The organism is Marinomonas aquiplantarum (assembly GCF_003314975.1).
GTDB classification, from domain to species: Bacteria; Pseudomonadota; Gammaproteobacteria; order Pseudomonadales; family Marinomonadaceae; genus Marinomonas; species Marinomonas aquiplantarum.
In genome coordinates this window covers 115431-142230 of sequence record NZ_QNRF01000009.1, presented here as the reverse complement: position 1 = coordinate 142230, position 26800 = coordinate 115431, and the positions used below count along the sequence as shown (strand labels likewise).

At 46.1% G+C, this 26800-nt stretch carries 22 protein-coding genes; 8 read left to right on the top strand and 14 right to left on the bottom strand.

Features of this window, described 5'->3' with window-relative positions:
* Positions 1-517 precede the first annotated feature (517 nt).
* Together DFP76_RS15335 and galE are read left to right on the top strand one after the other, a co-directional pair.
* The gene (locus DFP76_RS15335; protein ID WP_245931955.1) at positions 518-1894 is read left to right on the top strand and encodes an MATE family efflux transporter; all 1377 of its coding nucleotides are present in this window, start codon (positions 518-520) and stop codon (positions 1892-1894) included.
* 58 nt (positions 1895-1952) lie between these two features.
* Complete coding sequence (gene galE, locus DFP76_RS15330) at positions 1953-2975, top strand: UDP-glucose 4-epimerase GalE (RefSeq protein WP_113875480.1); 1023 nt, start codon at positions 1953-1955, stop codon at positions 2973-2975.
* An 88-nt stretch (positions 2976-3063) separates the two neighbouring features.
* Here galE and DFP76_RS15325 read toward each other — a convergent pair whose 3' ends face one another.
* From DFP76_RS15325 to DFP76_RS15300, 6 genes are all read right to left on the bottom strand, one after another.
* Positions 3064-3843 carry a heme ABC transporter ATP-binding protein gene (locus DFP76_RS15325; protein WP_113875479.1) on the bottom strand — a complete coding sequence of 260 codons (780 nt, stop codon included), beginning with the start codon at positions 3841-3843 and terminating at the stop codon, positions 3064-3066.
* Entirely contained in the window at positions 3843-4862 is a 1020-nt protein-coding gene (locus DFP76_RS15320) for a FecCD family ABC transporter permease (RefSeq protein ID WP_113875478.1), read from the bottom strand. The genes DFP76_RS15325 and DFP76_RS15320 overlap by 1 nt, the downstream gene beginning before the upstream one ends.
* On the bottom strand, positions 4859-5710 hold the full coding sequence (locus DFP76_RS15315) for a heme/hemin ABC transporter substrate-binding protein (protein ID WP_113875477.1): 852 nt from the start codon (positions 5708-5710) through the stop codon (positions 4859-4861). Before DFP76_RS15315 ends, DFP76_RS15320 begins: the two co-directional genes overlap by 4 nt.
* On the bottom strand, positions 5700-6779 hold the full coding sequence (locus DFP76_RS15310) for a hemin-degrading factor (RefSeq protein ID WP_113875476.1): 1080 nt from the start codon (positions 6777-6779) through the stop codon (positions 5700-5702). The genes DFP76_RS15315 and DFP76_RS15310 overlap by 11 nt, the downstream gene beginning before the upstream one ends.
* 51 nt (positions 6780-6830) lie before the next feature.
* Complete coding sequence (locus tag DFP76_RS15305; protein ID WP_113875475.1) at positions 6831-8975, bottom strand: TonB-dependent hemoglobin/transferrin/lactoferrin family receptor; 2145 nt, start codon at positions 8973-8975, stop codon at positions 6831-6833.
* Positions 8976-9523: 548 nt separating this feature from the next.
* Entirely contained in the window at positions 9524-11002 is a 1479-nt protein-coding gene (locus DFP76_RS15300) for a cobyric acid synthase (RefSeq protein WP_113875474.1), read from the bottom strand.
* 77 nt (positions 11003-11079) lie between these two features.
* Between DFP76_RS15300 and cbiB the strand changes: the two genes are divergently transcribed.
* From cbiB to DFP76_RS15275, 5 genes are all read left to right on the top strand, one after another.
* Positions 11080-12039, top strand: coding sequence for an adenosylcobinamide-phosphate synthase CbiB (gene cbiB, locus DFP76_RS15295; RefSeq protein ID WP_113875473.1), 960 nt, complete (start codon positions 11080-11082; stop codon positions 12037-12039).
* Positions 12024-13142, top strand: coding sequence for an aminotransferase class I/II-fold pyridoxal phosphate-dependent enzyme (locus tag DFP76_RS15290; RefSeq protein WP_113875472.1), 1119 nt, complete (start codon positions 12024-12026; stop codon positions 13140-13142). Before cbiB ends, DFP76_RS15290 begins: the two co-directional genes overlap by 16 nt.
* A complete protein-coding gene (gene cobU / locus DFP76_RS15285) occupies positions 13139-13648 on the top strand; it encodes a bifunctional adenosylcobinamide kinase/adenosylcobinamide-phosphate guanylyltransferase (RefSeq protein ID WP_113875471.1) in 510 nt (169 codons plus the stop codon). The genes DFP76_RS15290 and cobU overlap by 4 nt, the downstream gene beginning before the upstream one ends.
* 121 nt (positions 13649-13769) lie before the next feature.
* Positions 13770-14267 (top strand): xanthine phosphoribosyltransferase, encoded by a 498-nt coding sequence (gene gpt, locus DFP76_RS15280; RefSeq protein WP_113875470.1) that lies wholly within the window; start codon positions 13770-13772, stop codon positions 14265-14267.
* Between the two features lie 174 nt (positions 14268-14441).
* Complete coding sequence (locus DFP76_RS15275) at positions 14442-14846, top strand: DUF2914 domain-containing protein (RefSeq protein WP_113875469.1); 405 nt, start codon at positions 14442-14444, stop codon at positions 14844-14846.
* A gap of 116 nt (positions 14847-14962) precedes the next feature.
* On the opposite strand, the gene astB is transcribed toward DFP76_RS15275, so the two are convergent.
* The 4 genes from astB to DFP76_RS15255 are packed head-to-tail and all read right to left on the bottom strand — an operon-like array spanning position 14963 to position 19963.
* Positions 14963-16312 carry an N-succinylarginine dihydrolase gene (astB, locus tag DFP76_RS15270; protein WP_113875468.1) on the bottom strand — a complete coding sequence of 450 codons (1350 nt, stop codon included), beginning with the start codon at positions 16310-16312 and terminating at the stop codon, positions 14963-14965.
* Between the two features lie 55 nt (positions 16313-16367).
* Positions 16368-17840, bottom strand: a complete 1473-nt coding sequence (gene astD / locus DFP76_RS15265) for a succinylglutamate-semialdehyde dehydrogenase (RefSeq protein ID WP_113875467.1) — start codon at positions 17838-17840, stop codon at positions 16368-16370.
* Between the two features lie 10 nt (positions 17841-17850).
* Positions 17851-18903 (bottom strand): arginine N-succinyltransferase, encoded by a 1053-nt coding sequence (astA, locus tag DFP76_RS15260; RefSeq protein WP_113875466.1) that lies wholly within the window; start codon positions 18901-18903, stop codon positions 17851-17853.
* A gap of 28 nt (positions 18904-18931) precedes the next feature.
* Entirely contained in the window at positions 18932-19963 is a 1032-nt protein-coding gene (locus DFP76_RS15255; RefSeq protein WP_113875465.1) for an arginine N-succinyltransferase, read from the bottom strand.
* 145 nt (positions 19964-20108) lie between these two features.
* On the opposite strand from DFP76_RS15255, the gene DFP76_RS15250 reads away from it, so the two are divergent.
* Positions 20109-20342, top strand: coding sequence for a DUF1653 domain-containing protein (locus DFP76_RS15250; RefSeq protein WP_113875464.1), 234 nt, complete (start codon positions 20109-20111; stop codon positions 20340-20342).
* Between the two features lie 6 nt (positions 20343-20348).
* Here DFP76_RS15250 and DFP76_RS15245 read toward each other — a convergent pair whose 3' ends face one another.
* The 4 genes from DFP76_RS15245 to DFP76_RS15230 form a co-directional block, all read right to left on the bottom strand.
* Positions 20349-21329, bottom strand: a complete 981-nt coding sequence (locus DFP76_RS15245; protein WP_013795062.1) for a LysR family transcriptional regulator — start codon at positions 21327-21329, stop codon at positions 20349-20351.
* A gap of 75 nt (positions 21330-21404) precedes the next feature.
* The gene (locus tag DFP76_RS15240; protein WP_113875463.1) at positions 21405-24494 is read right to left on the bottom strand and encodes an efflux RND transporter permease subunit; all 3090 of its coding nucleotides are present in this window, start codon (positions 24492-24494) and stop codon (positions 21405-21407) included.
* On the bottom strand, positions 24494-25609 hold the full coding sequence (locus DFP76_RS15235; protein ID WP_113875462.1) for an efflux RND transporter periplasmic adaptor subunit: 1116 nt from the start codon (positions 25607-25609) through the stop codon (positions 24494-24496). Before DFP76_RS15235 ends, DFP76_RS15240 begins: the two co-directional genes overlap by 1 nt.
* A gap of 152 nt (positions 25610-25761) precedes the next feature.
* Complete coding sequence (locus DFP76_RS15230; protein ID WP_113875461.1) at positions 25762-26670, bottom strand: LysR family transcriptional regulator; 909 nt, start codon at positions 26668-26670, stop codon at positions 25762-25764.
* Between the last annotated feature and the right edge of the window lie 130 nt (positions 26671-26800).

Below are 26800 nucleotides of genomic sequence, written 5' to 3'. Positions count from 1 at the left end.
ATCACAGATTATATAGTCGGCTACTTCTGTCCAATAAGGCCGCATCAGTACAACAACATGATGTCACCTAATAGAGCGGAAGAACTGTACTGAAATATAACCGTGGCCAGTTTTACTTGACCACTACACTTTGGTTCTCCTCCTTATTATGGGGGAGTTCTTCTTTGGTTCTCCCCCTTAATAAGGGGGAGTTAGAGGGAACCCCACCCTAGCCCTCCCCTTGGTAAGGGGAGGGGACTAAGAGCTGTCCATTTTCTGTGTGAAATTGCCCTTGGTTCTCCCCTTTTTTCTAGGGGAGCTCTCCTTTGGTTCTCCCCCTTATTAAGGGGGAGTTAGAGGGGGTGTAGACCTAACCCCACCCTAGCCCTCCCCTAGGTAAGGGGAGGGGATTAAAAGCTGTCCATTTTCTGTGCGAGATTGCACTTGGTTCTCCCCCTTACTAAGGGGGAGTTAGAGGGGGTGCATTGTTTGTTGCATGGTGTTAGATTAGCGGCCTTATTTTGGCTGTATGGATGTTGTGCCTGTGGTGAAGCGTTTTGCTGTATTAAAAGAAGTTCTGCATTTGCTGTTTCCAATGGTTCTGACGATGACGCTTGAGTTGTCGATCAGTGTTGTGGATACGATTATGCTGGGCCACTACGATGCCTTGCATTTGGCGGCTGTTGGGCTTGCTTCTAGCTTGTGGATGCCGATTGGGTGCTTTTTGATTGGGGCGACGTTTGGTTTGACGCCTCTGGTAACGCGACATCTTCATGGTCGACAGCCTAAACTGGTAAATTTGTACATGTCTCAAGCGGTTGGTTTGTCTGTCGTTTTGGGTTTTGTGGCGATTTTATTGACGGTGTTTTTGCTGCCACACTTTGCTCGTATGATGGCGACTGAACCTGAAACGCGGGATGTCTCGGTCGCGTATTTGTATATCTTTGCACCGGCTTTGCCTATGTTGGCGCTGATGACGGCTTATAAAAACTTGTTCGAAGCTGCAGGGCGTCCTGGCTTTCCTTTGATGGTGGCAAGCACGGGGCTGTTGCTGAATATTCTTTTTAATTACGTGCTGATTTTTGGCCGTTTTGGCTTTCCTGAAATGGGGGCCAAAGGGGCGGCGATTGCTTCTTGCTTGTCCTTGTATTTGGCGGTGTTCTTTTTCGTGGTGTATGACAAGTTCTGGAATAAACACCCGCTCTTTACGCGCATCGTCTGGCGTTATGTTCGTCAGTTTGGCATCTTGCTGAATGTAGGCATGCCGGCGGGTTTTGCCTTTGCATTTGAGGTCGGCTTGTTCTCGTCGATGACCTGGTTGATTTCGTCTTTTGGTGATTTGGCATTGGGTAGCGGTCAAATTGTCATGTCCTATACCTCGTTTTTGTTTACGCCAATGATGGCCATGAGTGCGGTGACTGCCATTGTGGTGGCAAAAGCAATGTCCAAGGAAGGCGTAGACGGTGTGATGACACGTCTGCGAGTGATTGTGATGCTTGGTTTAGGCTATGTTTGTAGCTGTTTTGTCATTACGCAGCTGTTCAATGAGCAAATTCCTTACTTGTACAGTAGCAATGAGGATGTGGTTGCGCTGGCGGCCAGTATCTTATTAATCTCTTCTTGTTACCAATTGCCCGATATGTTGCAAACGGTCTTTACGGGGGCGTTGCGTGGCTTTAGAGATACTCGCTCGTCGATGATTGCCTTTGGTGTCTCTTTGTTTGGATTAAGCATGCCGCTTGGTTTTTGGCTATCGCATTACAGCCCTTGGTCTGAGACACTGTCCCTACGAGGTTTTTACATTGGCCTAGGGGCTGGGCTAACCTTGTTAGCTGGTATTTTAATATTGCGTTTCCGGTATGTTTTGAATCGTTATAAGGGCAAACGTATCTCATCGCCACGGGAAGTGGCTTAGTCTTTTGATTTGATTATTTTGGTTTACGATTTTCCATTCAAGTAATAGGGAATATGGAATGAAACAGATTTTAGTCACAGGTGGTGCGGGGTTTATTGGCAGTCATACTTGTGTGGAGTTGTTGCAGCAAGGGTATGAGGTTATCGTGGTGGACAATCTCTGTAATGCCAACCCTGAAGTCTTCAATCGTATCCAAACTATCACTAATCAATCGCTTACTTTTTATGAAGCGGACCTACTGGATCGGTCTGCCATTGATGCTATTTTCGAACAACACCGTATCGATGCCGTTATTCATTTTGCCGGGCTAAAAGCGGTCGGTGAATCCACACAGATTCCCATCGCCTATTACCACAATAACCTGACCAGCACTTTGCTGTTGTTAGAGGTAATGGCGAAGCATCGAGTGTTTAACCTCGTGTTCAGTTCTTCTGCCACCGTGTATGGCGAGCATAATCCGATTCCTTATGTGGAGCATTTTCCTTTAAGCTCAACCAGTCCTTATGGTCGTACTAAGGTGATGATCGAACAATTTTTACAGGATGCGTTTGTTGCTGATCCGCGTTGGAATGTGTCTTTGTTGCGCTATTTTAATCCTGTTGGAGCTCATCCAAGTGGTTTAATTGGTGAAGACCCAAATGGTATTCCAAATAACCTCATGCCTTTCATTGCCCAAGTTGCCGTCGGCAAGCGTGAAAAACTGAGTGTGTTCGGTGGGGATTATCCGACTCACGATGGAACAGGTGTGCGAGATTACATCCATGTGGTGGATTTGGCATTGGGTCATATCAAAGCACTCCAAAAACTAGAGGAACAGCCATCGGCTAGTGTTGAAGCTTATAACTTGGGCGCAGGAAAAGGCTACAGTGTCTTAGAAGTATTAAAAGCATTTGAAAAAGCTGCTGGTAAAGACATTGCTTATTCAATTGAGGACAGGCGAGCGGGTGACATTGCCGAGTTTTATGCGAATGCCGATAAAGCCAAAGCCGAACTGAATTGGGAAGTCACTTTAACCTTAGACGACATGTGTCGCGATGCCTGGAAATGGCAAAGCAAAAACCCCAATGGGTTCGCCAAATAGGGCGAACCCATTGGGTGATTTATGACTTGTCCAAGAGGCGTTATCAAATCCTAATGGCTGATGTCGCCAGCCAAGTATCATCTGTTACTTACACTCTAAACAACCACTGGGGCAGCTGGTTGTCAGTGTGAGTAAGCTTCACTAAATCGGCTTGGTAGGTGCGCTCCAATATTGAGTTTTGAGCCAGTTCTTTTGGCGTGTCATTATAAATCAGTTTACCTTGCTGCAAGACGATGATCTTATCGCCAAACAAGGTCGCTAAGTTGATGTCGTGCAATATGCAAAGTATGCCAATGCCTTGACCCGCGAGCTTTTTCAGCAGTCTGAGTACCCTTTGTTGCTGATGTAAATCCAATGCTGAAATTGGCTCGTCGAGCATTAAGAATGTTTCCTCATGATGTGCAGGGTTGGCTAACACTTGCACTAATACCCGAGCTATTTGTATGCGTTGCTGTTCGCCTCCAGACAGGCTTAAATAATTTCTGTCTTTTGTGCCTTGCATGTCTAATTCGCTTAAAACAAAAGAAATTAGCTCACTCGCGGCTTGCTTAGTCAGTTGCCATGGCGCTAAGCCAAGTGCAACGACTTCGGCGACGTTGAGACTAAACGGAATATGAATTTGTTGCGTTAATACCGCCCGCCTTTTCGCCAATTCGTTCAATGGCCATTGGTTTATCTCTTTTTCTTCGAACCATATGCTGCCGATGTCGGCCTTAATGGTGCCCGCGATGGTTTTTAATAGCGTCGATTTACCGGCACCATTTGGCCCTAGAATGATACTCAGTTGACCTGCTGGTATGTCAAACGACACTTGATCCAATAAGACCTTGTTAGAGCGAGTAACCGTTAGATTGCGTATCTTAAACATTAATGACTTTCTCGAATATTTCTCAGTAATAACCAAAGGAAGAAAGGGCCACCGAGTAAGCTGGTCACCAAACCAACAGGCAATTCTGCGGGAATGACGATGGTTCTGGCTAAGGTATCAGCGCCTGCCAATAAGCTCGCGCCCAAAAGCGCTGAGCAAGGTAATACTAAGCGATTGTCAGCACCAAACAGCATGCGAATAAGGTGAGGTACCATCAGCCCGATAAAGCCGATTAACCCTGTAAAAGCAACACTGACGCCAACGCAAATAGCGACAAATACAACCAGCTTGCGTTTGAATTTTTCCACATTTAACCCTAGGTATCTGGCCTCTTCTTCGCCCAGTAAGAGAAGATTCAGGTGCCCAGATTGACGGCATACGATGTAGATAATGGGGAGCACTAAACTGGCCATCACAATGACTTGCTCCCATCGAGCACCACCGATACTGCCCATTGCCCAAAAGGTTAAGGCTCGCAGTTGTTCATCATTGCTGAGGTATGTCAGTAAACCCGTGGCGGAGCCAGACAGAGCATTAATGGCGATCCCCGCTAATAAGAGATGCAGTACCGATACTTTCCCTTTATGTTTGGAAAGCTGAAATATTAGCCAGCAAGTCAACACCGCTCCTAAAAAAGCGGCCACACTTTGAAGATAAGACTGAGCCCAAAGAGGTAAGTCAATGGTATGCAAAACTGGGTTTAACACGATCAAGATGCCAACAAACACCGAAGCCCCTGAAGACACACCTAATAAGCCAGGGTCAGCTAATGGGTTTCGAAACAAGGCTTGCATCATGGCACCAGAAATGGCTAGCGCCGCTCCAACTAGCATCGCCATGAGCAGACGAGGTAGGCGAACAGTCGTTAAAATTTGTCGATCAATCGTGTGACTTTCTGATGTAAATAACGCATTCCAAGCGATGGCGTATGCGCCTTGTGTCAGTGCTAATAGGCTTACGAGACAGGCCGCAATGATTAGACAAAGATAGGGGGATCGTTTGATGACACTGAATCTCATGGCTGCCAATCGGATAATTGTTGTTGAAGGTACTCAGCTGCTTCAGGGGTTCTTGGTCCCAGTCCAAGTGCTAATAGCGCGTCTAAGGCTATCAGGCGACGGTTTTTGCCGGCGGGGGTGGCGGCCATCCCTGGTAAAGACCAAAGACTGTTTTCCCCCGCTCTGGTTAAACCTTGCTGGGTCACCAAAATGGCATCAGGCTGAGCCAGTAAAATGGCTTCAGGAGTCAATGGTTTGTAACCATTCACACCCTCAACGGCATTGCTTGCGCCTGCGATTTGGATTAAGGCATCTGGCCCTGTGTGATTGCCTGCGACCATTGGTGTGCCGCCGACTTGTAAGACGAAGAGAAGACGAGGTTGACGATGTGTCAGCCAAGCGTTTGGTGTGGAGAGTGCCGCAAAGTCTTGTTTAAGCTTAGTGATGACTTGCGCACCTCGTTCTTCTTTATTAAGTGCTTTAGCGACTTGTTCTATTTTTTCCAGAATGCCTTGTTGTGAGTCAGGCGCTTGAACTGTGATCAGTTGGATGCCATTGTCCGCTAATTGCTGCAGTACTTTAGCAGGGCCAGCCGCGGGCGTTATTAACAGAATATCAGGCTGAACACTGAGTACGCCTTCAACCGATAGCGTGCGTTGGTAACCTACTTTGGGCATGTGGTTGGCTTGTTCAGGGTAGATGCTGCTGGTATCGCTGGCGACCAATTGTTGGCCTGAACCAAGCAAAAAGGCAATCTCCGTTAGAGTGCCACCAATTGTCACAATACGTTGATCTGCATAGGTATTTGCAGATAAGCAACAGGATACAATCACACCTAAAAGGTAAGCCAGTATTGGTTTATTGTTCATGTGTTACCTCGGTTGAGGGATGGTTAATCGTCAGAGAGTGGTTGGCTTTTAGTCGTTCAACGAGTGTTTGCCACAATGGGAGTTCGGCTTGGCCAGGCTTTCGTTTTCCAAATAAAGTCATAATAGAGTGGCCATTTTTATCAAAGGCTTCGACTGACGTAATGACGCCATCACTGCTTGGTCTTTGTAGAATCCAAGCTTGGGCAATGCCTTCTAATTTAAGGTGAAGGTTGAAATTAGGGTCGAGTACGTTAAACCAAGGCCCTTGATTTAACAGCGTTTGGACTTTGCCTGAATAAATTTGAATGCATCCGCTATTGCCGACAAAGATCATAATGTCGCACTGTGTTTCCTGTGCATAACGAATGAGGTTTTCCACACTTTCGGGTTGGATTTTGGTTGCCCATTTATCGCCAATTTGTTCCAGTGCTTGAGTCCGAGTCAGTTGGTGCTTTTTTAACATGCCATGATATTCATGGACGTCTTTTATCTTTTCCCAATCCGTTACAAATTGCGTTTTATTGAAGTCAGTAGGGAGACGGTTTGGTTCTATTCTCTGTTCGACTGGAGTGAATGTCGGAATACTTGGAAGACTTTGTTTAAATTCTTCTACAAGTTGTTGCCAAGCTTCTTGGTCCGTTTGATCGGTCTGATAAACCTTGTGGACAGCTGTGCCTTCTTGGTTAAAAAACTGCAAGCTATGACGAGCATTTTCAACAAGATAAAACCCTGTTTGCCAAGTACCAATGAAAAGTCGTAGGTCAATGTCTTCCGAGACAACTAAGCCCGTTTTACGGCTTTCAGCAAAGCTAAACGGATGATACGTTCCTTTCGTTTCATGAACCGCATGGTCATTACGAGTAATGGTCATGACGTCACCGACGCTATTGAGTTTTTGTAAAATCAAATGAAAGGGGGCGTTTAATTGCCAAGCGTCTATGCCTTGTCGACAAGCGACTAAATCACCTTCGGTGGTATTTAGGTGGGCCGCGAGTTCTCTGGCCCTCAGTTTTAGGCCGGCTTTGATTGCAGCCTGATAGTGTGGATACAAAGGATGGGTGTCTGACATGGTGTACTCCAAATGCAGGGCAATGAGCTTGCCCTGCCGAACCAATGAAATTTAGAAAGTGTAAGTCGCGTCAACGCCAACATTACGACCAGTGCGTGTGTATCTGTCTAGATTGGTGCCGCTGTTGGAAAGATCACGGATGTCATTCCAATTTAGGTATTTTTCATCTGTCAGATTAAACAGCCCAGCGTTAATGGTTAGCGAGTCTGTCGGTTTATAGTAGGCCGTCAGATCGATTAGGCTGTAATCTGAGGTGGCTAACCACTGTTTGCTACTGGAAATGTCTTCTTCTTGTTTACCTTGTACCCAAGTTAGGTTTAATTGCCCGCCCCATTCTTGAGAGGGCGCATCGTAGCCTAAGCCCATGACTGCACTTAAAGGGGCAATGCTGTCTAATGGCTCATCGTCTTCGAGGTTGTCGCCTTCGGTGTAAGCGATAGCACCATTCAGCACCCAGCCATCATTAAGGAAATCAATACTTTTAGACAGGTCTAAACTTCCTTTTATTTCAACCCCTTTAATTACGACATGAGTCAAGTTTTGATTGGTGTACTCTCCAAGGCTGAAGGTCGCAGAGGTACCTAAAGACACCTGTTCTATGAAATTCTTGTAGTCATTATAGAATGCGGTGAACTCAGCAGATCCATAGGCTTTTTGGGCGCGAATACCGGCTTCAATGAACAAGCTTTCTTCTGGCTCTAAATCTGGATTAGGGGTGATTTGGTAAGAGCCATAAGGGGCTGAATTTGCGAAATAGTAATAAAGTTCATCTAAGTTTGGTGCTCTAAAGCCTGAGCCTGTTTTTCCAAAAACAGTATAGGTTTCTGTTAATGCAAACTCAGCGGCCAGTTGTGCGGTTAGTGCTTCGTTTTTATTATCGCCCCAGGAGTCAATGTATTCGTCACCTGTAGTTGTGTATTGATAGTTGTCGTAGCGGATAGCCGGCACCAGAATTAATCTGTCTGTGGCAGCCCAATTGTCTTCAACATACAAGCCGAAGATGTCCGCATCGGCGACCGGGGAGAAACGTGTGGTGCTCGTGGTTCCTGATACGGTGTTTTTATTAAGGTTTTCTAAGGATTTTTTATCGTAGTTAAAGCCATAACGTATTTGATGCAGGTTGAGCTGTTTGACTAGGTCGGCTTTTAGGCTGGTGGCTTCCTCTTCATAAAATCGATCCACCAAGCGGTTTGTGGCGGAGCGAGTTGTTTTGTTGGTGGTTTTTGTATTTTGGTAATCCAGTTGCCACTTTAAACGGTCATAGATGTCGTTGGTGTTGGTGTTTTCGTGGAAAAAACCGACTCGCTGACGTTCGCTTTCATCGTCTGCACCGTATTCGTCTGTTGCCGAGCTTTCTGAATATAAGGTTGATTCACTAGTGCTGTTGAAATATTCGCCGACCACACCGACTCGGTTGTTTTGATCTAATTGCAGTTGAAATTTTGCCAGTAGGTTGTCTGAGCTATTGTCGGCTGGGTCAACCGATTCACGACTCATGCCCACCGTTTTATCTGAGCCTGCGTCGCCTTTATGGTTTTCAGTTTCATTGCTGTCTCTGTGTGTGAAGAGTAGCAGTGATTCTGTTTTCCCCGTACGATTTGCCACTGTGATCGTCTCATGAAATTCATTTGAGGCGCTCTTATATCCGGCTTTTAAGGAAACACTCGTATCATCACCATCTGATGCTAAGAAGCGACTAGGCTCTTTGGTGCGATATTTGACGACACCACCTAATGCGCCGCTGCCTTCGACAATGTCACCACCTTTGATGATGTTGACGGATTCTAATGAGTCTAAGTCTACCGTATTACGACCTGTACGAAGGTAGGTGGAGGTCGGGCCGTAAGCGTCAGCTTGTGGCACACCATCAATGCTAATTTTGACTCGGTCGCCATCCAGTCCGCGAATATTGACACTGCTAATGCCAAATCGGGAATCTTGAGTGGCTTCTACACCAGGTTCATAGCGAAGTAAGTCGTTAAGGTTGGTTGTCAGTGACGCTTCCATGTCTTCAGTTGTGATATTGGATACCGAGCTTCCTACTTCAGTATCAGAGTCCGTTATTTCATTTGCTTCAATGATAACCGTATCAAGTTGATGCTCGTTGTCGTTTGCATTTTCTGCAAAACTGGCATTAGAGCTGATAATGGCTAGAGTAATTAAAGACAATGAAAACGTGGAAGGTTTGTAAAACATTGATTGCCTCTCTTTTTTTATGAATGAGAGGCATTATCAATTAAAACTTGATTTAAATGAAAATGATTTTCATTAAGAATAATTAATATTGCAGAATGAACATGAACATTGAAGTGCTGATGCGCTGATTTTAAATGGAAACTTGGACGAGTGAAGCCAGACGAGCTGGCGATATTGACGAGTTTTATGCGAATGCAGATAAAGCCAAAGTCAAAATCCTAACGGGTTTGGTGGAAGGTAATTTATAACCCCACCCTAACCCCTTCGAAAGGGGAGGGAACAAATGACTAGGCTCTCTTTTAATAGGGGGAGGGTGCAAATTTATAACCCCACCCTAACCCTCCCCTTCGAAAGGGGAAGGAACAAATGACTAGGCTCTCTTTTAATAGGGGGAGGGTGCAAATTTATAACCCCACCCTAACCCTCCCCTTCGAAAGGGGAAGGAACAAAATACTGGGCTCTCCTTTTATAAGGGGAGGGAGCAAATGATTAGGCTCTCCCCCTTAATAAGGGGGAGTTGGAGGGGGTTATCTTAAAAGGGCTAAATACTAAATCTGGTTGAACTCACGACAAGTCTCAATCAGCTGATCTATGTCCATATGTTGTTCAACGCTGTTGGCCAGCCGGTCAATTTCACTTTCTCGATAAGCGGTGTAATCAAAAGCTTGGCTTTGTTGATGTCCCACCCAGTTAAGTAGGGCGTTTAGGGCATCAGGGTGGTCAAACAAGCCGTGCAAATAGGTGCCAATGATTTGTCCATCGTCAGATCGATAGCCTTCCAGTTCGCTATTATCCAGTTCGATCAAGGGCTCATGAGCTTGGGTGAATTGAGAAACACCTGAGTGAATTTCATAGCCTGTGATCTGAGCGTGCCCCTGTGTTAGCTGGCCCTGTCGTTGTTTCAGCTGTTTTTCTTCTTTTAATACGGTTGTCATCGGGATGAAGCCAAAGCCATTGGTTTGTGTGCCCGGTGTTTGGTTTTCTAGCCCAAGGGGGTCCGATAAATGTTTTCCGAGCATTTGAAAGCCGCCGCAGATACCAATGACTTTACCGCCGTATCTAAGGTGTTTCTGCAAATAGCTTTCCCAGCCTTGTTGGCGTAGAAAAGCCAGATCACTTTGTACGCTTTTGCTGCCCGGTAAAATCACTAAGTCAGCGGGAGGGATTGGCTCATTGGCGCCCACTAATGTGACTTGTACCTCTGGGTGCAAGCGCAGAGCGTCCCAATCGGTATGATTGCTGGTTCGCGGCATGACGGGAATGACCACTTGCAGTTTATCTGTCGAATGGTCCTTGATTGGACTCTGAGCCACGGCGTCTTCCGACTCCAAATGAAAGCCGGTCAGGTAGGGTAAAACCCCTAATACCGGTTTGCCAGTACGTTTCTCTAACCAGTCGAGTCCAGATTGCAATAAGCTGATGTCACCACGAAACCGGTTAATCACAAAGCCGATTACTCTGTCTTGTTCACTTTGGCTGAGCAGGTCTAATGTGCCAACTAGATGAGCAAAGACACCGCCTTTGTCTATGTCGGCAATGATGATGACAGGGCAATCAATGCTTTCCGCAAACCCCATGTTGGCAATGTCACGGGCGCGAAGGTTGATTTCGGCTGGGCTGCCTGCGCCTTCAATTAATACCGCTTGATATTGTTCGGCAAGACGATGGTAGGAATCCAAGGCGGCTTGTTTGGCGATGCTTTTGTATTGGTGGTATCCGACCGCATTCATATTGCCCACGGCTTTGCCTTGAATGATGACTTGGGCGCCGGTGTCTGTGTTGGGTTTGAGCAGAATGGGGTTCATGTCCACATGGGGGTCCAAGTGAGCTGCTTGAGCTTGTACCGCTTGAGCGCGACCGATTTCATTGCCATCTTGGGTAACGGCGCTGTTGAGTGCCATGTTTTGTGGTTTGAAAGGCGCAACCGAGAGTTGGCGCTTTACCAAGAGTCGGCATAGGGCTGTTACTAGGGTACTTTTTCCAGCATCAGAGGTTGTCCCTTGGACCATTAAGCTAAAGGCAGGCATGAAGTCATCACGTTTTAAATCAATAAGGTGTTAGAATTCTACCCAATGTTTCGATCACTGAAAAACGACCAATATTCATGATGACTTCAATTTTTGACTTTATATCGACGAATGCTCTTATTTTAATCATTGCTCTGCTGCTTGACCGATTAATTGGTGAACCTAAATCATGGCACCCATTGGTTTGGTTCGGGCGCTGGGTGGATCTTGTGCATCAATACACGGTAGCGCCTCACACTGCTAAGGCTGGCCATCAAAAACGAGCCGGAGTCGTTGCTTGGTGTTTGGCGGTGATACCTTGGTTATTGGTTTTATCTGTTTTGTTTTGGCTGTTACCAACTTGGTTAGATCGTAGTCTTGCGGTGTTGATTGTGTATTTTGCTATCGGTTGGCAAAGTTTAAGAGAACATGCGTTTGCCATTGCGGAACCTTTGCAGCAAGCAGCCCAAGGCGACTCGTCTGGATTACCGCAAGCACGACAAGCGGTCGGTTATATTGTGAGTCGTGATACACAAAACTTAAGTGAAGAAGAGGTGGCTAAAGCGGGAGTCGAGTCCGTGTTAGAAAACGGCAGTGATGCCATTTTCGCGCCGATATTTTGGTTTGTCGTTGCCGGTGTGCCGGGGATTTTGCTTTATCGACTTGCCAATACATTAGATGCCATGTGGGGTTACAAAAATGACGCCTTTATTCACTTTGGTTGGTTTGCTGCGCGTTTCGATGATGTGTTGAATTATTTGCCCGCGCGCTTGGTGGTTTATACCTATGGGGCCTGTGGTCAATGGCATGCGGCATTGCGTTCTTCTCGTCGTCCCTCCGCCAGTTGGAAAAGCCCTAATGCTGGTCCAGTCATGGCGGCAGGGGCTGGGGCGTTAGGCATTCAAGTCGGTGGAAGTGCGCCCTATTTTGGCAAAATAGAAGAGCGTCCGATTTTAGGGGAAGGAGAACAAGCTCAACCCAAAGACCTTTCACGAGCCGTTGAGCTGGTGGACAGAAGCGTATATTTGTGGGGATTGGTTATATGTCTGCTGTTTTAAATAAAGCCAATTTGGATGTGGCCAGTTTGCCGCATGGTGGGGATTTAGAGCTCTGGCAACGTCAAGAAGGTGAGCAGGCTTTGTCTTGGTTGGACTTGTCTTCTGCTTGTAACCGCGAACCTTGGCCGATTCCCGATTTTCCGAAATCCCTTTGGATGGCGTTGCCAGATCAGGCGGCGTTAATGGCGTCGGCACGGTCGTATTATGGTGTTCGTCCCACGGTGATTGCCTCCGGCAGTCAACAAATAATCGAAGCCTTACCCATCTTGAAGCGTGAGCAGCTTTCCTCAGAAAGTCACCCGTCCAATCGAGTCTTTGTCCCCAGAGTGGGTTACCAAGAACACGCTTTTGCCTGGCAAAAGTGGGGATTTGAACTGGCTTATTATGATGATTTGAGTGAGTTGCTCGAACAGACTTGGGCGGCAGCCGTCTTAGTGAACCCAAATAATCCGACTGGGGAGTGGACGGATGCTGAATTGGCGTTGAACGTGTTGGCTCACGCGAAAAAACAACGGGCTTGGTTTGTTGTTGATGAAGCGTTTATTGATGTCCAGCCTGAGTTCAGTCTATTGAATCGATTAGGTAAACAGATTGATGAACAAATCGACGGTCAGCATGATTTTGATTCTTTGTTTGTGTTGCGTTCCGTGGGTAAATTTTTTGGTTTGGCCGGTGCAAGAGTTGGCTTCGCTTTTTGCCATCCAGACTGGCAGCAGAGTTTGAACAATCTAGTCGGACCTTGGCCTGTTTCCAGTGCCAGTTTGCATTTAGTGGATTTGGCTCTACAAGATACCAAATGGCAGCTGGCGGCAAAGGACAGCTTAGAGGCTCGTCAAGGTTACTTTTCGGAAAAAGTACTGCCTAAGTTCCATACCATCTTCGACTCACAAGATTATACCCTGCATCCTTTGTTTGCGACGTGGCGTATTTCGGATCAAGGTTATGCGGAGCAGGTGTTTGCTATGCTGCATGAGGTGGGGGTGCACACTCGTTTAGGTGATGGGTGGATACGTGTTGCTATGCCTTCCATGTCAGAAATAGAGACATTAGATGCCTTGTTGATACGATTATTAAAAGGGGCAGGAGGCCGAGATTTAGCATGAAGCATTTGGTAATGGGTGGTGTGCGCAGTGGTAAAAGTGCCTTTGCGCAAGATTTAGTGGCTGCAACCGGTAAACCCGTTTGTTATGTTGCCACGTCTCAAGTTTGGGATGACGAAATGGCGCAACGGGTTGAGCGACATAAATTAAACCGTCCTGAGCAATGGCAGCTGATTGAAGAGCCGATTGCTTTGGCTGCGACGCTCAATCGTCTCAATAATGCCCAGCAAGCCGTGATTGTGGAGTGCTTTAGTTTGTGGCTAAGCAATCTTTTATGTTTAGAAGACGATCAAGTGTTTGAGCGGGAGCTGCAATCTCTATTAAAAGCAGTGGAGCAATTTCAAGGAGATTTGGTACTGGTCTCCAGTGAAGTCGGTTTGGGCATCATGCCGATGAACGCATTGGCTAGACGCTTTGCCGATGAAGCTGGAATGTTGAATCAAGCCTTAGCTAAATTGACCGATCGGGTAACTTTTGTTGCAGCCGGGCTGCCAATGCCGTTAAAATAGCATGCCTTCCAATACCCTAAAATTGTCTTTTGAGCCTGTTTCACCGTTCGTGTGCAGAGTATTTTCTTAAGATGGTCTATTAATTTTTGAATTATGATAGCTGTAAAGCATAGGAGCCTTGATGACCCCTTATTCAAAAGATTTTCCTGTTTCTTGGGAAGAGCTGCACAGAAATGCACGTGCTTTGTCTTGGCGTTTGCTTGAACAAGGTCCTTGGAAAGGCATTATTGCGATTACTCGTGGTGGTCTGGTGCCTGCGGCCATCTTGTGTCGCGAAATGGACATTCGTCTGATTGATACCATCTGTGTCGTGAGCTATGGCGCTGATGAAGCTGGTGGCGCAGCCATGAAGCAAGGCGACTTGAATGTGTTAAAAGGCGTGGACGGTGATGGCGAAGGGTTTATTCTGATCGACGATCTTGTCGACACAGGTCGAACGGCGGCGAAAGTTCGAGAAATGTTGCCAAAAGCACACTTTGCGACCATTTATGCCAAACCTGCTGGTAAGCCATTAGTCGATACCTTTGTTACCGAGGTGAGCCAAGATACTTGGATTCGATTCCCTTGGGACATGGAATATACCTTCTCTACACCTCTGGCAGACCGTCAGCCAATCTAGATTTCTCCCTATCCTATTGAATTCCTGAAAGAAAAACGAGAGTTTGCAAATTTACACAAATCTCTCGTTTTTCTTGCCGCTTTATAGTCTACATTTAAAGATTATTTAACAGAAAAAGTGACGAACACAATTTGTCGTTTTTAACCTGCTTTATCACTCTTACAGGAATTTTATATGAGTATTAGGTTAATGAAAGTCGCCTTGGTCGCTTTATTGTCAATGCTGGCAATATCAGCCTGGGCAGAGGGTTCTGTGGCACGAGCACAGTTTGCAACGGATGTGGTGGATCGCGAACCCATTGATGACATAGGTGACGTGGTAAAAGTCGAATACGGCGCGATTCAACGAGTGTATTTTTTTACTGATTTACGAGACATGTCGGGCAGTGAAGTCACTCACCATTGGACACTTGATGGTGAAGATATGGCGGATGTTTCGTTTGAGATTGGTGGTGATCGTTGGCGCGTTTGGTCCAGTAAACGTTTGATGCCAGGTTTTGATGGTCATTGGCGTGTTGATGTCGTTCGAGACGGCGAAGTGTTAGAGTCCCATTCTTTTCATTATGTTGATGACGAATAGCATCGACAAAGAATCGTTAAGTTAACAACAGGGTTATTGATACTCAAGTTTCCCCTTAAAGCCCATTCATGATGCCATGAATGGGCTTTATTCTTTTTAGGGAGTGGTTGACGACTCTAGTTTTGTTGGAACGGGTAGATGCTGCCCAAGTTCAACAATTGCGTCAGTTCATCCAGTGCGCTGCGGCTTTCGATTAACAGCTGTGGATCGGCTAAATCGGCTTCTACTAAACGATCACGGTAATGACGATCAACCCATTGATTCAGTTGTGCAAAGCGTTCGTCATTCATCCATATGGAAGAGTTAACGGCTTGTCTTTCGGCAGCGGTTAATGCCACGCGAAGACGTAAACAAGCAGGGCCGCCGCCGTTACTCATGCTTTGCTTTAGGTCAAAGACCTTCACTTCTTGAATCGGGGCGTTTGAGGCGACTAATGATTGAAGATAATGCCAGACGTTGGTATTGGCTTGGCATTCACTAGGGACAATCAAAACCATGTCATCGTCACCACGGCTGAGTAGTTGGCTATTAAACAAATAAGACTGAATGCAATCTTGCACGGACACAGCGTCTGTTGGCACTTCAATAAAATGAAATGGACTGCTTCTGTCTCCCCAAGCAGTGAGTAAATCTTGCCTCATTTTTGCTGTATCAAGAAAGGCTTGTTGATGGTAGAAGTGAGCATTGCGATTGCCCACTGCGATAACATCATTGTGGAAGACGCCAGCGTCAATAACGTCAGGATTTTGCTGAGCATAGACGACCTGGGAAGCTTGTAAACCATGACGACGAGCGATGGCTTGCGACGCCTCTAATGTATGGCGAGCAGGAAAGCGACTGGGCTTAACCGCGGCTGAGTTAAAGGCTTCCATACCATACACGAAAAACTCGACCCCCTTGTTATCGTACTGATCACAGAAACGCGTGTGATTGGCTGCCCCTTCGTCACCAAAGTGCTCAACGCTGGGGAGGGCATTATGATGGCTGAAATACTGAGAGTCAGCAAAGCTGGCACGTAAAATTTCCCCTGTGGTTTCATGCTCTATGGAGCGGTGAAATTTATTCGCCAAATTCGCTACGCTGAAATGAAGTTTGCCATCTTGTGTGTCAGCACTTGGGGATACTGTGGCGGCGTTTGCTGTCCACATACAAGAAGCCGAACTGACCGCTGCCAATAGTTTTGGCGCTTTTCTTACTACGTTAGCCAGTATTTGAGTATCCGATCCAGTGAAGCCTAATTGACGTAATGTCGGCAAATGTGGGCGCTCGTGAGGCGCTAAGATACCTTGTGCGAAGCCCATGTCTGCTAAGGCTTTCATCTTCTCCAACCCCTGTTTTGCCGCCGCTTTAGGGTTTGATGCTTGATTGGAATTGTTAAGGGAAGCGACATTGCCAAAGGAAAGGCCGCTGTAGTTGTGCGTTGGGCCAACTAAACCGTCAAAGTTGGCTTCGGTTGCTGAGTTCATGTTGACCTCTTTCAGTCGTCATTAGGTTAAGGGGCGACAGTGCCTAGAAATTTGTTTACAGCGTCAGACCTGGAACGAGCTTTTCTGGCACGGTTAGTTTGTCGACTTCAATACTGGCGACAGGGTAAGCGCAGTAGTCGGCAGCGTAATACGCACTCGCTCTGTGATTGCCGCTGGCCCCAGTGCCGCCAAATGGAGCGGCGCTAGAGGCGCCCGTTGTTTGGCGATTCCAGTTAATGATGCCCGCTCGGCTGTGCTGCAAGAAGTATTCATACTCGTCTCGTTCATCCGACAACAAGCCAGCAGAGAGGCCAAAACGTGTATTGTTGGCAATCTCCATGGCTTGAGTCATTGAGTCATATCGAATGACGGTCAATAACGGGCCAAAATATTCTTGGTCAGGGAGGCGGTCTTGGATCTGAGTGGCGTCAACAATCCCTGGTGTTACAAAGCCTGTTTGCGGTGCGCCTCTGGTCATGTCGAGCAAAGGCGTGGCGCCCAAATCCACTAGGGAATGGAAAGCTTTTAGGACATTCTCAGCCGCATTGGCCGACACTAAAGGACCTATAAAAGGCTGAGGGTCAGCATCAAAACGATCCACAACAATGGCTTTGGTTGCCGCCACTAGACTCTCTATGATTTGATCTCCAAGTGGGCCAGTGGGTACCAATAAGCGACGAGCACAAGTACAGCGTTGGCCTGTTGAAATAAAGGCAGACTGAAGAATTTCGTGTGTAACCGCTTTTAGGTCTGACACTTTCTCAGACACCAATAAAGGGTTGTTGCCACCCATTTCTAAGGCCAAAATTTTCCCTGGATGGCCAGCAAAATCACGATGCAATAGGTGTCCGACTTCTGGGCTGCCCGTAAAGAACAATCCGTCAATGTCTTGATGATTGGCTAAGGCAATGCCGGTTTCTCGTTCACCTTGTACGAGATTGAGCACACCATCAGGGATACCGGCTTGTTGCCATAGCTGAACGATCAGATCTGAAGTCGCTGGCGCTTGTTCACTGGGTTTGAATACCAGAGTATTGCCAGCAATCAGTGCTGGCACAATGTGACCATTCGGCAAATGCCCTGGAAAGTTGTAGGGGCCAAACACCGCGACGACCCCATGAGGCCGATGACGTAAGACGGCTTTGGCACCCGGCATAGGGTTTTCTTTGGTGCCGGTTCTATCATGATACGCTTGTTGAGAGATGGCCACTTTGCCGATCATTGCCGCGACTTCCGTTTGGGTTTCCCACAGAGGCTTACCAGTTTCACGGCTGATCAGAGTCGCGATGTCTTCAGAGTGCGCTTTTAATAAATCAGCAAAACGTTCGATGACGATCAAACGTTCTTCAAGCGACAGATTTGCCCAACTAGGAAAGGCTCGACGAGCGGCCTGAATGGCCTGATTCACCTGTTGTTCAGTAGCGCTGTTAGCTTGCCAAACTTGGGAGGCATCACTTGGGTCGATTGAGTGAAAACCTTGACCTTCGCCAACTTGCCATTGGCCATTGATAAAATGTGCTTGTTTCATACTCTCTCTCCTAGACGGTTGTCGTTTGAGGGTCTGATGACAATTCCACGATGCGAACTTGATCTTCATGGGTTAAGCAAAGTGCGTCTGCTTCTTGCTGAGTTAATTGTATTGGCCCTTTACGAGAGACACTTCGTTGTACCAATAAGCAACGGAACGCTTTGACCTTGGTGTTCGCAACCAGATACACAGTTGCTTCTGGTTCTTCTGAGCACTCTGCGATTTTAACTTCTTTTAAGCGACTGTCTCGTACGGCACGAATGTCTTGAACTCGTGCTTCTAAGCTTGGTCCGCCATCAAAAATGTCCACGTAGTTTTCGTAACGAAAGCCTTCTTTTTCCAATAAGCGTCGAGCGGGAGCCGTATTCTTATGAACTTCTCCTAGTACCTCACGCGCTTCTTTGGGGAGCAAATTGACATACACAGGGTTGTTTGGCATCAGTTCGGCGATGAACTGTTTGTTGCCTTGAGCCGTGAGTTCGTCAGCTTGTTTAAAATCAATGGAAAAAAAGTGGCGACCAAGGCTTTCCCAAAACGGTGAAACACCATTTTCATCACTGACACCGCGCATTTCGGCAAAAATTTTCTCAGTGAAGCGCTCAGGAAATTGCGCCATAAACATAAAGCGAGATTTTGATAATAGTTGGCCGTTTTTAGAATGGCGATAATTCTCTTCTAAGAATAGGGTGCAGATCTCGCTGCAGCCGGTGAAGTCATTATTTAGAATTAACGTTGGAATTGCGTTGTGTACGTTGAGTTCGCGAGAAGCATGGGTAATGGTGCCAAGGTGGTAGCTGTAAAAAGGTTCGTCCAAGCCGACGGTGGCTAACATGCCGCAGGTACCAACAATTTGTCCTGTGGTGGTGTCTTCCAACACCATCAAGTAGTCTTCATCAGTTGGTTGCTGAATGTCTTCTCGAGCGAAAGATTTGACGGCTCGGTCGATTTTTTTTTGCAGCATGGTTTCGTCAGTGACCAAGGAAGTAAAGCCAATGCCGGTTAGTTCTGTGAGTCGGTAAAGTGACTTTAGATCGCCTTCGCGAATAGGGCGTATGACCATCATGACGGTGTCCTCGTGATTGTAATGTGTTTTATTTGTCTGTTGTTAAAGGTAGAGCAGACCACTGAATTCGGCTGCCAACCTTGATGTCTAATTGTTCTAATGTCGCTTTGTCTATGCCTAAACCTGCACTCTGAGGCTCTGCGGCCGCCACGGTGACACGAAAGTGCTCTAGGTGCCCTGTGGCAATCAGATGTTGTTTCGCTTGCTGAGCTGGGTTGATGCTAAATGCTTTTCCTGTCTGCTGATTCGCGATGGTCTGCAAGCTATGAGTTTGTGCTTCGACGCTTGGCCCAGCATCGAAAATATCCACATAGCCACGGAACTCAAACCCTTCATTTAATAAGATGTCGGCACTTTGGCTAGAATCTTCGTGGATCACGCCAATCACGTCTTGTGCATTTTCTGGCAAGGTCGGGACATAGATTGGGTACCTCGGCATGAGATCCGCAATAAAGTGTTTGTTGCTGACGCCTGACAAATAGTCTGCTTTTTTGAAATCCATGCTGAAAAAGTGTTTGCCCAGTGCATCCCAAAAAGGCGAATGTCCTTGCTTGTCGCTTTCACCTCTTAGTTCTGCAAACAGGCGTTTGGTAAAGCGTTGTGGGTAGCGTGCAATAAATAACAGACGAGCTTTTGAGAGTAATGACACGGCAAGGGTATTTTGATGCGCTTTGTCGACCACTAGAGCAATTAATCGACTGGTGCCATTGTAGTCATGACATAAGAAGAGCGCGGGAATGCGGTTGTGTATTTGCAATTGTGGTGACGCGTGAACCACTTCATCAATACGATAGCTGTAAAAAGGCGCGTCGGTTCCTACCATGGCATCAATACCACAACAGCCAACCACTTTATTTTGGCTAGTATCCACTAATACAAACAAGTAGGATTCATCTCCTGGCTGGATGATGTCTGCTTGCATTGAGCGTTTTGAGGTCGCAATCTTGTCGTTAAGGCGCTCACGATTGGCTGGTAAGTTGGTGAAACCAATTCCAGCTTGTTTAGCAAGTCGCTCTAAGGCCGGTAAATCGGCAAAATCGGCGGGTCGAACGAGGTACATGTTGGATCCTGAAAGCTACACTGAATGATGACGTGATTATTGCTCACTTAGCTTGGCTTGGTAAGTTTGTTTTTTTTGTATTTGCGACCTGGTTTTCCACATAGTGGCTAAAATGGGTCGTTTTTTGGTAATAGTGAGGTGTGAGATGGTGAAATCTGGTGTGTATCAGCATTACAAAGGTGCAGAGTACTGGGTGGAGCGTGTGGTCAAACACAGTGAAACCGAAGAAGAGTTAGTGGTGTACCAAGCTCTGTATGGTGAATTTGGCTGGTGGGCAAGACCAAAAAGTATGTTTGTGGAAAGTGTGGAAGTGAATGGTGAAGTCATTCCGCGCTTTGAGTGGATCCGCAGTACTCGCAACGCGAAGTCGTTAACCTAATAGGCTTTATGTGGGTGAATGCATCCAAGGGGATTCACGCATGAAGGCGATGATTTTTTCACGCAGCCAGCGATGGGCTAGGTCATTATTAAATCGTTCGTGCCAACAAATATGAATGGGGTAACGACCATTGTATTCGTCCAGCTCAATGATCTCCTGTGGAATCTCCAGAAGCTTTACAGGGTAGAAGTTATTTTTTTCACGCATGAGTTGTAGAAATAAATCCCCAATGGAACGAGACGTGACCAGAGCCATACCTCGTTTTACGGCCTGCATGGCGACCATTAGACTGTCTGTTTCCAATGTGGGTTGAATATTATGGCCTTGTTGTCGAAGTTTCTGCTCAGTTTTGCTGAAGGGCGTGCTGTGATTACTGCGCAAATGGTGAGTGACGACTTTATGGGCCAGCAGATCGGCAACAGAGACATCCGTTTGATTGAACAATGGGCTAGCTTCACTCAAAATAATGCACGCGCTCATGTAACCAACCAGCTTGCTGCGGACATTATTTGGTGTGTCACTGACACGCATAATACCAATGTCGGCGTTACCTGAAATGATCTCTTCAAAATGAGATTCGCCCCAAGAGCTAATGGATAATCGAACGTTGGGCGCTTGATATTGCATAGAGGCGAGTAAGGCTTCGATAAAATTCTCTAAATCCCCTTCGTCTACTCTCAGTTTGAAGCGCCGATCTAAGGTTTTAAGATCGAGTGAATTCGGGCTCATTAATTCTGATAACGAGCTGAGAATAGGTTGAATTGCATCGTGCAATTCTGAGGCTCTTGCCGTTGGAGTTAAGCCGTATGCCTGACGGGTAAACAAGGTGTCTTTAAACAAATCTCGTAGTCTTTGTAGGCTTTTGCTTAACGCTGGTTGAGTGACGCCCAATCTTTCTGCGGCTCGGGAAACGCTGCCTTCTTCCATAATGGTGACGAACGCGACGAGTAGCTTAATATCCAGTTTTAAGATTTCGTCTAAATGCATAATCTTCTCTATGATTAAGACGGAACAGCGTCCTGCGACAATCGCAAGACGCTTTTTCCGTAAGTGGATGCTCTACTAGAATTCCTTGTGAGAGCGGTATTTCACTCGGAACAACATAGCGTAGAACACAGGCACTGCGATCAAGGTCAAGATAGTGGCAAAGCCAAGACCGAAGGAAATCACCACCGCCATGCCTTCAAAGAAAGCATCAAATAGCAATGGAATCATACCCAGAATGGTCGTGATGGCAGCCATACACACTGGTCTTACACGGCTGACTGCTGAGTTGAAGATGGCTTCGTATTTCTCTGTGCCTTGCTCCAACTCATAGTTGATCTGATCAGCCAGTACGATACCGTTTTTCACCGTCATCCCTGATAGACTCAAGAACCCAAGTAACGCCATGAAGCTGAATGCTGAGTTCATCACCAACAAACCAGTCGACACACCAATTAACGCCAGTGGTACACAGAACCAGATCGTTAGCGGTACACGAATTGAGTTGAACAATAGAATCGTAATGATGAACATGAACAGATAGCCCATTGGCAAGGCACTGAAAATGTTCGCCTGTGCATCGCTACTGCTTTCGTATTCACCACCCCATTCTAATTCGTAGCCCGGTGGCAAATTGATTGCTTCGATTTTGTCCTTGGTACGATTAAAGATTGACATGGCGGTATCATCACCAAGTATCTTCGGATCGGCCATGACGGTGATAGTACGTTTACGATCGCGACGCTCTATAATCGGATCTTCCCATACGGTTTCGAAGCCAGACACCAAGGTTGATAAGGTCACATAAGAGCCAGACGCTGGGCTGTAGATTTGCAGATCACTGATCTGGTCAATCGACATGCTTTCGTTTTCAGGCGCTTTACGAACGATGGGCAATAAGTCTGTGCCTTCACGGTATAGACCAATTTGCGATCCAGCGAAGTTGGTCAATAAGACCTCATCCAATTCGGTTTTACTGATGCCTAGGCGACGAGCTTGAGCATCATTAAAGATAGGACGTAATACCTTAACAGGCTGACGCCAATCATCTTTGATGCTTTCTAGCCCACCGTCTTCACGGTACACCTGTTGGATTTGAGCACTGAATTGACGCAGCATCTTAGGATCGGGACCGCTAATGCGGGTTTCCAGTTTCGCACCACTCGCTGGCCCTAATTGTAAGCGTTGAAGTTTCACTTCCAATTCTGGGTATTCTTCCTGCATTTTGTAATACAGGTCTTTCAATAAGCCAGGAATGTCTTCTTTGGTTTTCGTACGAATAATGAACTGCGCATAACTGGAGTTGGTTTGCTCCGCGTTATACGTGAGCATGAAACGCAAGGTACCTTGACCTGTGGTCGAAGTCACAAATTCAATACGGTCATCTTTTAGTAACTCTTTCTCAATCATACGTACTTTATCGTAGGTACTGTCGATATGAGTGCCTTCTGGCATTTGAACGTCCATATAGAACATTGGCGTGGTAGAAGGCGGAAAGAATTCTTGTTTGACAAACTGGAATGCCCAACCTGCAGTAAACAAGCTACTAATCAATAGAATGACAGTGATCCAGCGATAATGCATGGCTTTGTCGAGTAGCCATTTATAACCAATAAAGATAAAGCCCTTGTATGGGTCATTCGCTTCAGGTGAGTTGCTGTCGCCTTCTTGCTGAGCTTTTTGGATCTGTTCTTTGAAGAAAAGATCACAGAAAAAAGGCGTCAGCGTGATGGCGGTAATCCAGCTCAAGAACAGTGAAATAAGCAATACGTAGAATAATGACCCGACGAATTCACCCACTGAATCCGGTGATAAACCAATTGGTGCGAAAGCGATGATGGCAATAATCGTTGCGCCAAGTAGAGGCCATTTGGTCTGTTTTACCACGTCACTGGCGGCTTGTAGCTTGGTCTTGCCACGCTGCATACCAATCAGCACCCCTTCGGTGACCACAATGGCATTATCCACCAACATACCGAGTGCAATGATCAAGCCCCCTAGGGAAATTCGCTGTAAGTTGATCTGGAAATAATCCATCACAATAAAGGTGCCCAAAATGGTCAACAAGAGTACGATGCCGATGAGGATGCCTGAACGGATACCCATGAAGACCAAGAGGACTAAAATAACGATACCAACGGCTTCTACTAGATTTAGTAAGAAGTTAGCAACGGAACGATCGACTTCTTTTGACTGGAAATAAATCGGATCCATGCTGATACCAACCGGCTGCTGGTATTGTAATTCGTCAATGCGTTTTTCAAGGCGTTCGCCGACTTTTACCACGTTCACATTGCTAGAAAAAGACACACCAAGTAACAAAGACTGTGCGCCATTGAAGTCAACAATGTGTGTTTTCGGTTCCACATATTCGCGTTTGATCGTCGCGATGTCTTTTAAACGAATCAGATTACCGTCAATTGGCGTACCGACGATTAGGTTTTCTAACTCAGATATGTCCTTGAATTCCCCAGTTGGACTGATACGAACATATTCACTTCCGACTTTTACTCGGCCAGCGTTAGAGACACTGTTTTGGTTGGATAAAAGAGTCTGTAATTGGCTAGGAGCAATGCCCATATTGGCCAGTTTAGAACGTGAAATCTCAATTGAAATTTGTTCGTCTTGCTCAGCTGCCACAGTGACTTTAGCCACACCGTCTACCAAGACTAACTCACGCTTTACATAATCTACGTAGTTTTCGAGGTCTTTATAGGGATAGCCTTCACCATGAATGGCCAGCATAACTCCGTAAACATCACCGAAATCATCTAATACGATAGGTGTGTTGACACCAGATGGAAAACTGCCAGTAATGTCACGAATTTTCTTACGAACTTCGTCCCATATTTGCTTTAGCTGTTCTGCACGATAAGTGTCTTTGATGGTTAATTGAACTTTTGAGTAACCCGCTTTAGAGGTAGACACGATTTTGTCCACATAAGGCAGGTTTTGCAACTCACGCTCAATTGGGTAGGTTACTTCCTCTTCCACTTGTTCTGGTGATGCGCCAGGGTAAGTGGTGATGATCAACGAGTCTTTGATGGTGAACTCTGGGTCTTCCAACTGTCCCAAATTGGTAAAGGCAATGACCCCGCCAATCAGTAGAATCAGCGTCACCATCCAGCTGGTGACTTTGCGTTTTATAAAATAAGCAGCAATATCCATTATAGGCCTCGCTCACGTGTCCATGGACGAACTTCTAAGCCTTCCGTCAGGCTATGAATGCCGGCAGCAACCACTTGTTCACCTGTTGATACGCCTTGAATAATCTCTACTTGTGAGCCTTCTAATGCGCCAAGTTCGACAGTACGAGATGTCACCTTGTTGGTGTCTGGGTTGAATACCCAAACCGTGCTGTTGGATTCCCCTGTTGCGGTGTTTTCATGACGCATCACGGCTTCAACCGGTACGGTAATATGGCGTTCTGTACCTAATAGCGTACTCACATCAATGTCGACGTTGGCGGTCATACCAGGCAATAGGGTATGTTGATTTTCATCGTTGCGAATCAAGTGCATTGTGACTTCATATGCCATGGTGGTCGCATTTGGTGAGGTGTTGTGTTCTTTATACATCGCATGAAAGACTTCTTTTGGTGCCACATCGACAACAACACGAGGACGGTAGTCCGAATGTGTGCCCTTGATGCTAACGACCAAACTTTCAGGTACTTCAAAATCAACGTCCAGGTTTTCGACATCTTGCATGTGCATTAAGGTTTGTGCTGCACTGACATACTGAAAATTTTCTGTGTTGACAGTGGAAATAACGCCATCGAATGGGGCGTGTACCTTAGTGTATTTAAGCTGGTTACGCGCACTTTGTAGGGCGTTGTTGGCTTGATCTAAGTTGGCTTTACTGGAGTCGTATTCTGCTTTTGTGGTCGCGTTTTGTTTGAAAATCGCTTGGATACGTTTGAACTGAGCTTCTGCCAAACGTTGATTGGCTTCAGCTAGCTCTACTTCCAATTTGAAATCCGTTGGGTCTAAAGTGGCTAATAAATCGCCTTTTTTTACTTTTTGCCCAGCGACAACATTTAGCGTATTTAGCTGACCACCTACACGAAATGCAATGTCGGTTTCTTCACTGGCTTGTAATTCGGCTGGAAAACGACGGATATTGATGGCATCCGTTGATTCGATTGTCAGTAACTTAACGGGTCGGATGATGGTTTTTTCAACACTGGTTTCTTCTGGGGTATCAGATGAACAAGCGGTCAGAAATAGCGAAGTCGCTAGGGTGACGCCTATCATCATATTTAGTCGCTTTGCGCGTGCCATTATTTGCTCCGTCAATAAATTGAAAATAATTAGATGAATCTATTTTATATCTCTTGTATGGCGATATAAATTTTTAAATATATATTAAAGATATACTATATTTGGAATACAACTAATAATTTTGCATTTATTAAGGACAGTGAAGGATCACTTTAAGCTGTTTTTTCTAGCTCGTCTAAGAAGGTTTCTAATACCAAATTGGCTCTCGCACCTTTGCGAGTAATGGCTGAAAACTGAGTAATGTAGCGGCATTCATCGGGTAATATGGCGCGCATGCGACCGTCTCTTTCCCAGTGAGCGGCGACGTGATCTGGTAAAAAGCCAATATATCGCCCTGTTAATATCAGAAAGGCGATGCCTTCACGGTCGGTGGCGGTAGCGCTGGCTTGTAGAGGTTGGTGTTGGGCTTTGATGTCTGGGGTTTGGGCATAAGCAGGCAAGACGGCATCATAGTTTTTCAATTTGGCCTTACTGATTTTTTGATCTTCTATATTGAATAAAGGGTGGGTGTCACTGCAATAGAGTTTAGATTCTTCTTCGTACAAGTGGTGGTATTCCAAGCCACTGAGAATTTTCAAATCTGGCACTATGCCAATATGCAGACCGCCATCCAATACACCTCTTTCCACGTCTGTGGGAGGGATCATACGAATATTCACGGTGACCTGTGGACCTTTGTCCTTTAGTCCAGCTAAAGAATGCGTAATGCGAGTATGAGGTAAGGTGACAAGGTTGTCTGTGATACCAATGTTTAACTCACCGGTTAGGTGCTGATGAATGGCATTGATATGAGTACGGAAATCCTCAATTGAAGAGAGTAGCTGCAAAGTGTATTCATAGACTTGGCTGCCTTCATTGGTTAATGAAAAACCAGACCGTCCACGCTGACAAAGTCGAAAACCTAAACGTGTTTCCAAATCTGAGATGGCAATGCTGATGGCGGCGCGACTGATATTCAGCGTCACTTCCGCAGCAGAAAAGCCGCCACATTCCACCACGGTTTTGTAGATTCGTAAAATCCTAAGGTCGGCATCACTGATCTGGCTTTGGAAGGTTTTCATGTCTGACGGCTCTTTTTGTTGATCGCTTTGGTTTTTTTATAGTTAACCTAAGACTTAACTAAGGGTTAATAGAATCGACTTTTTATAATCTATTACCATTGGCATAGTAGCGTCAATAGGGCGCTTTTTG